At 41.7% G+C, this 6,530-nt stretch carries 7 protein-coding genes; 5 read left to right on the forward strand and 2 right to left on the reverse strand.

Going from position 1 to position 6,530, the window contains the following annotated elements:
- Positions 1 to 268: 268 nt before the first annotated feature.
- Positions 269 to 1,150, forward strand: a complete 882-nt coding sequence (locus tag PG901_RS13150; protein ID WP_181717536.1) for a replication initiation protein — start codon at positions 269 to 271, stop codon at positions 1,148 to 1,150.
- 128 nt (positions 1,151 to 1,278) lie between these two features.
- On the opposite strand, the gene PG901_RS13155 is transcribed toward PG901_RS13150, so the two are convergent.
- Positions 1,279 to 2,892, reverse strand: a complete 1,614-nt coding sequence (locus PG901_RS13155; protein WP_181717534.1) for an SEL1-like repeat protein — start codon at positions 2,890 to 2,892, stop codon at positions 1,279 to 1,281.
- Between the two features lie 109 nt (positions 2,893 to 3,001).
- Positions 3,002 to 3,355 carry a hypothetical protein gene (locus PG901_RS13160; RefSeq protein WP_181717535.1) on the reverse strand — a complete coding sequence of 118 codons (354 nt, stop codon included), beginning with the start codon at positions 3,353 to 3,355 and terminating at the stop codon, positions 3,002 to 3,004.
- Between the two features lie 332 nt (positions 3,356 to 3,687).
- Here PG901_RS13160 and PG901_RS13165 point away from each other — a divergent pair, with 332 nt between their 5' ends.
- The 4 genes from PG901_RS13165 to PG901_RS13175 all read left to right on the forward strand — a co-directional run bounded on the left by PG901_RS13165 (position 3,688) and on the right by PG901_RS13175 (position 6,530).
- A complete protein-coding gene (locus PG901_RS13165; protein WP_181717532.1) occupies positions 3,688 to 4,020 on the forward strand; it encodes a plasmid mobilization protein in 333 nt (110 codons plus the stop codon).
- Between the two features lie 695 nt (positions 4,021 to 4,715).
- Positions 4,716 to 5,264, forward strand: a complete 549-nt coding sequence (locus tag PG901_RS13725) for an MbeB family mobilization protein (protein ID WP_416383457.1) — start codon at positions 4,716 to 4,718, stop codon at positions 5,262 to 5,264.
- 3 nt (positions 5,265 to 5,267) lie between these two features.
- On the forward strand, positions 5,268 to 5,840 hold the full coding sequence (locus PG901_RS13730) for a hypothetical protein (RefSeq protein ID WP_416383458.1): 573 nt from the start codon (positions 5,268 to 5,270) through the stop codon (positions 5,838 to 5,840).
- 177 nt (positions 5,841 to 6,017) lie between these two features.
- Positions 6,018 to 6,530 carry an outer membrane protein assembly factor BamE gene (locus PG901_RS13175; RefSeq protein ID WP_228723209.1) on the forward strand — a complete coding sequence of 171 codons (513 nt, stop codon included), beginning with the start codon at positions 6,018 to 6,020 and terminating at the stop codon, positions 6,528 to 6,530.

The following is a 6,530-nucleotide window of genomic DNA, read 5'->3' on the forward strand; positions in this document are numbered from 1 at the left end:
CTTTATTTTGGGTCACAGTTAGTGCAAACAATGTGAAGTAGATACAACCTTTTAAAGCGATGTATGCCTTAAACTACGTGGCTTACAAGGAAATTACTAATTGACGTGACGATAATGAAAGCGTAAACTCAAGTGCTAGAAACGACTAACCCCCAAAGCCGGCCAGCCTCAGGGGTTAGATGAATTTTAATCTGTGTCAGCAGATATAAAACCCATTTTTCGATACGGACATTTTATATCAGCAGGCGCACCAACACAAGTGTGCGTGATGTTAATACTACCGGAAATATACGAAACACTCCCCCATAAGCCCTATTGCACCGATGATTTGGGTAATCTCGTCATTCGTCCTAGGCAAACTGCCGTCAAAATGCGGTACATCCAGCACAACCCCCCTTGCATGACCCACTTCATTTGCTTAGACATTGACCATAAGCATGGCGCAATGCGTTGGGCGGAAGAATATTTACCACCACCACGGTGGACAAGCCAAAACCCTACAAACGGACACGCTCACATCGTCTATGAGCTAAAAACACCTGTCTGTACCAGCGAACATGGCAGCCGTAAAGCCTTAGATTATCTCGCTAAGGTACAAGCAGGGTTGGTCAGAGAGACAAGAGCAGACGTCGGATATACCAACTTTATTACTAAAAACCCTATGCACGAGCATTGGCGTACCGAAGTATGGACAAAAGAAGCTTACGAGCTAAATTATCTAGCGGATTTTGTTGATCTCAGACCTTTAACGACGACCGAAAAGGAATATGGGCTTGGAAGGAACTGCACTCTGTTCGATACTGTTCGTCATTGGGCGTATTCTGCGATTAGAGAGCATCGAGGGAAGACTTGGGAGCAATGGTATAACTCAGTGATTAAACATGCTCAAAGCGTAAATAGGATGTTTTCAGACCCATTACCGTACTCAGAAATCAAAGCGACTGCCAAAAGCATTGCTAAATACTGCTGGAAGCATGATGCCTACCACTATAACGAGTTTATCTATCGTCAAGCACTTAAGGGTAGTAAAGGCGGTAAGGTATCTAAACGTAAGCCTGTAGCTACGTCAGAGCAATCCATGAAGCCTTGGGAAGACTTAGGTATTTCGAGAAGAACTTATTATAATCATAAGAAACTAGGTAAGCTTTAAAAAGTTGCACTGGATAAGCCTAAATCAGATAACAGCCTTCTTGGGACTACTTCTGCCTTTCTTTACTGTTATCTTTCCTAGCTTGCTTAGGCTATTTCAGCGCTCTTATCTTCTGAAGGTTTCTCTTATCATAGTTTCTTGTAGTTTCTACAGCTTGCTTGGTGCCCATTGTCGCATGCTCTTCTAAAGTAGCTCTTTGCAATCGTATTATTTTGGCTTACGCCCTGCCCTTTATGGTACATCACGCCTAAATTAAATTGAGCAGATGCATTGCCTTGGTCAGCGGCCTTTTTATACCATTCGGCCGCCTTTTCATAGCTTAGAGGGACGCCTTCGCCTTTCAAATATCTTGATCCTATGTTTAATTCATTTGTGCCGTTACTTTGGTTAATTGTTTTTTTAGGAAGTCGAGTTGTTGTGGGCTTATGCGTATTAGGAATCTTGCCTTCTCTATGCAGTGTGGAAAGGCTTTCTCTCGCGAGGTCGTTACCTTGGTCAGCCGCCTTTTTATACCATTCGGCCGCCTTTTCATAGCTTAGAGGGACGCCTTTGCCGTATTCGTACCTTAAGCCTAGAGCACCTTGAGCAAAACTATCACCTTGGTCAGCGGCCTTTTTATACCATTCGGCAGCTTTTTTACTATCCTTATCGACGCCTTTTCCGTCTTCATACATCCTAGCTAGGTTAATTTGGGCGTAAGTATTACCTTGATCGGCCGCCTTTTTAAACCATTTGAAAGCTTCATAATATGATTGTGGAGCACCTTTTCCTTCTGAGTACCTATTACCTAATCTATTTTGAGCATCAGCCATACCTTGATTTGCAGCTGTTCTGTACCAGTGCGTAGCTTCAGAGTCTGATTTAGGAGTTCCTTCACCTTCTGAATACATACTAGCCACAAGGTACTGCGAATTAATACTACCTTGATTAGCAGCTTTTTTATACCACTTGAAAGCTTCAGAGTTTGACTGTCTAACCCCTTCGCCTTTTAAATACATTGAGCCTAAGTTATGTTGAGCAGTAGAATTATCTTGATCAGCGGCTTTTTTAAACCATTTGAAAGCTTCGGAGAGTGACTGTGGAACTCCTTCACCTTCTAAATACATTGAGCCTACCGACAATTGGCCGTAAGCGTGACCTAGTTCAGCAGCTTTTTTATACCACTTGAAAGCTTCAGAAAACGACTGAGCAACACCATTACCCTTATAATACATTGCAGCTAGGTTAAGATAGGCCGCAGTGGCAGCAGCAGTATCGGCATTGATAGCAGATTCAGACTCTGTGTACTCTCGTTCAGCGACTTTCTTATACCATTTGAAAGCTTCGTTGTACGATTGAGGAACAATCTTTCCTTCTTCATACATTGTTCCTAATTTAACATAGGCAATACTAAAACCTTGATCGGCAGATTTCTTGATCCATCTGAAAGCTTCAGTATCTGATTGAGGGACACCTCTGCCGTCTTCGTACTTCATTGCCAAGGTTGCCTGAGCGTCAGCATAACCTTGTTCAGCAGATTTTTTAACCCATTTGAAAGATTCAGAATATGATTGAGAGACACCTTTACCTTCATCATACATTCCACCTAGCTTATTCTGAGCAGCAGCATCCCCTTGTTCAGCTAATTGCTTAGTTTTAAAAAAAACCTCTGCATCAAGAACATTATTTGCAATTTCAGCGTATGAATATATAGGTAAGCCACATAACAATAATATAATAAGACTGGATAGAAACTGTTTCATAATTGCCAATTTTTTAGAGGAGGGTTAGTGTTTGAATGCAGCTACAATCAGCTTGCTATGGAAGTCGAGTAAAGTTATATTTTTGCTATAAATCATGTCCTCAAATAGTTTAACTACATTGACTGACTGCTGATTCAACAGCTGATACATACACTCCAAAATCTTGTTCTTCCATATTTTTCGTGCTCCAATCACTACCTATCGAACTAGAAAGTATCGGATCCATTACATCAAATTGACAACTACAAAAACTCTCGTCAGATGTTTCTATGCAAGACTGTACATAGCTTTGCTTTTCTGCTGAGTAAGCTTTAGAAGTTGAGATTTCAAGTGTAGATGTTGGATTATCTTGGACTTCAAGTTTAGATGTTGCCCTATCTTCATAAGTGGCTGTCTCATTAGAAGGCGAGCAAGCGATTAAGAAAAATATTGGAGTAAATAAAAATAGCAACTTCATTTTCATGAATCGTATCCCAGATTGGTTTTATGTAAAGGGAGATGATTTTAATATAATGATCTTCATATATTAAACAGGAAAACAACCTTAACTTAACAGCAACTTTTTAGCAATAAAAGTTAGGGTGTGTACTTTCTTTTTTTAATATATAACAGCCTAAAGAAGCATATTATGATATATATATTTAATATTATATTTTTTAGCCAGCATATACCGTGGGTACAATATCCACTCCGTTACTATTGACCCAAGGCATGCCGGTAAGGGGAAACCCCTTAACCCCAACCCCTCACAAAAAGCCGTGAGGGGTAAAAAACAACAGCTAGATTGAGGTTGAAATGGCAAGAACAAAGTGGCTAAAAATCAGAGTGTCTGACGATGAGATAGTAGACATTAAAAAGCGTGCAGGCAGACATGATATGTCAACCTATGCTCGCGGATTGATACTTGATCAGCCGGTAGCCGCGCCTGAACCTAAGACCAAAAAAATCGTCCATAGCGCCGACCCTGAATTGGTGCGAGCCATTAATCGCATTGGCATCAACATCAATCAAATAGCCAAGCAAACCAACATGGGGCAAGAAGTCGGTAACGCCGTATTGATCGCCTTACTGGAGTTGCAGACCACGCTAGACAAAGCACTAGCATCGAGCGTGCTCAATGATCGTTAAATTCTTCACTAATGGCACAGGTGGCAGTAAAGGCGTGTTTGATTACTTGCTCAAAGACAAAGAGCAGCCAGACGGTAAACGTATTGGTGCCGAAGTATTGAGGGGTGACATAGACAACCAAGCCTTGCTCATTGACAGCCTAGACTTCAAGCAAAAATATACTAGTGGCTGCTTATCGTTTACCGAAACCGCCAACCAAGTAACCCAAGAACAAAAAAACGCTTTAATGGACGGCTTTGAGCAAACCATTCGAGCAGGGCTAGACGTTGATAGAGTAAGTGTTAGCTGGATAGAACACAGAGACAAAGGCAGATTAGAGCTGAATTTTGTCTTTGCTAATATTGATTTAGAACACGGTAGAGCATTCCAGCCCTATGTCCACAGCGTGGATAAGCGCAGAGTGAACGCATGGAAAGACATGCAAAACATTGAGCATGGTTTTACAGACCCCAATGATCCCGCCAAAAAGCGATTAATGGCGCAGCGTGACAACTTACCGAGAGACGTTAAAGACACTAGGCAAGCCATTACTGAGGGCTTACATGCATTAATTATTGAAGGTGCGATAACCAATCGTGAGGGTGTTGTTCAAGCCCTAAAAGATGGTGGCTTTGAGATCGCACGAGAGACAGACAGAGCGATTTCTATCAAGAACCCAACAGGGAAACGAAATATCAGGCTGACAGGCGGATTATATGAGCGAGATTTTAACTTTAGCAGAGAAGTTCAAAACACAGTCACAGCAGCAAGCAAAGACTATCGAGCAAGAAGTACAGAACGCTACGACGCAGCTAAACAGCTTTATGACAGCGAAATTACAAGAAAGCGAGACTATCATCAAGCAAGGCATGGAAAGCCTCGACTTGAGCAACGAGCAGCTGCTCGCGATGTTAGCAAAGCATCAAACCGATATGAGTACAGCCCTCGAAAACTATATGAGCAACGTCCAAGCCCATTTAACCCAAGATTTAAACCAACTCGCAGAACAGACAGAGACGATGATAGAGAGCTACACACAGCACATCAAACAACTGATAACGCAGCGAGAAGACCGGATAGCGCAGGTCATCAGATCAGAAATGAAGAAATGGGCAATCGTCGCCAGTTTGGTCGCACTTACGATACTGGTGCTAGGCATCATCATAGGGGCAGTATCAGTCAACAAGTACTCAAAACCAACCTACATCATTCAAAAGCCGCAGACACAGATACAGCAGCAGCCCATCAACTACGGGCAGAGGTAAGTCATGGACAAGAGACTATTAGAGCAGGTGCAGCAAGCCCTACAAGCACAGCAGGACACGATCAAACGCCAAGAGCAGATGTTGGACGATCAAGAGCGATACACACAGCAGCAGCTACAGAGGAAAGATCAAGATATAGCGCAATTGACAGCATCATTGAACAAATTGGCAGAGACGAAAACGCAGGAGCTGGAACGCTTACCGACGTTGTTCAAGCAGTTGCAAACTTCAATGACAGAACAAACCAACGTGTTCAATGGTTGGATAAAGCATCGGAAAAATCACGCAACAACGCAAGCAACGTTGATAAGCGAGTTATTGGCGTTAGGGAACGTACAAATGCAGCTCGTAGCGCAGTTGAAGACGTATCAGAGCACGATAACACCGCCCGACTATCTAGAGAGCGATACGACGCAATTAGAGAACGATACAGTGAAGTTAGAGGACGGATTGAGCGAATTAGTGAACGCACAGATCAAAATAGAACAATCACAAGCGAAAATAACCGGATCACAGACGGCAATAGAAGCAGAACTGAAGGAATTAAAGACCTTGCTGGACAAGTTAGAGAAGTAATCAAAGCCAAAGAGCAAGAGCAAGAGCTTGTGCGTGCTAGAGCTCCCACAAGGTCGCGATCTCCGAGTATGGGTCGATAGCTGGGGTGGAAAGTAGATTAAGTAAAGTAGGCACGTTTAGATCAGTGTTTCTATTAAAATAATGGCCAAATATAATTAGTTAAAGGTAGAAAAAGCAATGGTGAAAATAATAATAGGTGCTCTACTTGCCTTAATATCTGCTAATACCATAGCAGGAAATATGTATGTTTATAAAGACAAGGATGGACAAGTATTGCTTATTAACGTTAATCCAAGTGGAATCTCCCATAGATCAACTAAAGAAGCTAATATTCATATAGATGATGAAACAACAGAATATGAAAAAAAACTAGTGGAAGCTAGAAAACAATTAGCAGAGCAACATTTAAAAAATATGCAAACTAATAGAGAGAAAGGTCTTCGTGTATCTAATAAAGATGAGGTTTTGTATAGCTTAAACGACTACTCTGAAGTCAACAATGATGTTGGAGCGAAAATAGGGATGACCAAAGAGCAAGTGCTAAACCAAACTCATTGGAGGTTAGCAACTCCTACCTATGTCCATAAAGTTGATGATAAACGTGGCGAGCTAGAACAATGGTATTATCATAATAAGGGCGCATTATATTTTGATAATGGAAAACTAAGCTCTATACAAATATTTAGGTAA

It is taken from the genome of Psychrobacter sp. ANT_H3 (genome assembly GCF_027919975.1).
Taxonomy (GTDB): domain Bacteria; phylum Pseudomonadota; class Gammaproteobacteria; order Pseudomonadales; family Moraxellaceae; genus Psychrobacter; species Psychrobacter maritimus.

What these genes read in the sequence shown, in the direction of transcription:
- PG901_RS13150 (WP_181717536.1), top strand. Translation starts at nt 269, where the DNA reads ATGTTAATACTACCGGAAATATACGAAACACTCCCCCATAAGCCCTAT.
- PG901_RS13155 (WP_181717534.1), bottom strand. Translation starts at nt 2,892, where the DNA reads ATGAAACAGTTTCTATCCAGTCTTATTATATTATTGTTATGTGGCTTA.
- PG901_RS13160 (WP_181717535.1), bottom strand. Translation starts at nt 3,355, where the DNA reads ATGAAAATGAAGTTGCTATTTTTATTTACTCCAATATTTTTCTTAATC.
- PG901_RS13165 (WP_181717532.1), top strand. Translation starts at nt 3,688, where the DNA reads ATGGCAAGAACAAAGTGGCTAAAAATCAGAGTGTCTGACGATGAGATA.
- PG901_RS13725 (WP_416383457.1), top strand. Translation starts at nt 4,716, where the DNA reads ATGAGCGAGATTTTAACTTTAGCAGAGAAGTTCAAAACACAGTCACAG.
- PG901_RS13730 (WP_416383458.1), top strand. Translation starts at nt 5,268, where the DNA reads ATGGACAAGAGACTATTAGAGCAGGTGCAGCAAGCCCTACAAGCACAG.
- PG901_RS13175 (WP_228723209.1), top strand. Translation starts at nt 6,018, where the DNA reads ATGGTGAAAATAATAATAGGTGCTCTACTTGCCTTAATATCTGCTAAT.